General features: G+C 67.2%; 1 protein-coding gene. It reads left to right on the forward strand.

Features of this window, described 5'->3' with window-relative positions; all coding sequences use genetic code 11:
- Positions 1 to 813: glycosyl hydrolase family 18 protein (locus IH13_RS0109695; protein ID WP_031082903.1), on the forward strand; the 813-nt coding region annotated here is incomplete at both ends.

Raw genomic sequence — 813 nt, forward strand, 5'->3', positions numbered from 1 at the left:
ACCCGGGCCCCGGTACCGGCGACAAGGTCAACCTCGGCTACTTCACCAACTGGGGCGTCTACGGGCGCAACTACCACGTCAAGAACCTGGTGACGTCCGGCTCGGCCGAGAAGATCACGCACATCAACTACGCCTTCGGCAACGTCCAGAACGGCAAGTGCACCATCGGTGACGAGTACGCCGACTACGACAAGGCCTACACCGCCGACCAGTCGGTCGACGGCGTCGCCGACACCTGGGACCAGCCGCTGCGCGGCAACTTCAACCAGCTGCGCAAGCTGAAGGCGAAGTACCCCCACATCAAGGTCATCTGGTCGTTCGGCGGCTGGACCTGGTCCGGTGGCTTCGGCGCCGCGGCGCAGAACCCGGCCGCGTTCGCCCAGTCCTGCTACGACCTGGTGGAGGACCCCCGTTGGGCCGACGTCTTCGACGGCATCGACATCGACTGGGAGTACCCCAACGCCTGCGGTCTGACCTGTGACACCAGCGGCCCGGCCGCGCTGAAGACCCTCTCCTCGGCGCTGCGGACCAAGTTCGGCTCGAACAACCTGGTCACCGCCGCGATCACGGCCGACGGCTCGGACGGCGGCAAGATCGACCTCGCGGACTACGCGGGCGCCGCGCAGTCCTTCGACTGGTACAACGTGATGACGTACGACTTCTTCGGTGCCTGGGAGGCCAAGGGTCCGACGGCCCCGCACTCCCCGCTCACCTCGTACGACGGCATCCCGCAGGACGGCTTCAACACCGCCGCCGCCATCGCCAAGCTGAAGGCCAAGGGCGTCCCCGCCTCCAAGCTGCTGCTCGGCATCG

It is taken from the genome of Streptomyces sp. NRRL WC-3549, assembly GCF_000721935.1.
In the GTDB taxonomy this organism is placed as follows: domain Bacteria; phylum Actinomycetota; class Actinomycetes; order Streptomycetales; family Streptomycetaceae; genus Streptomyces.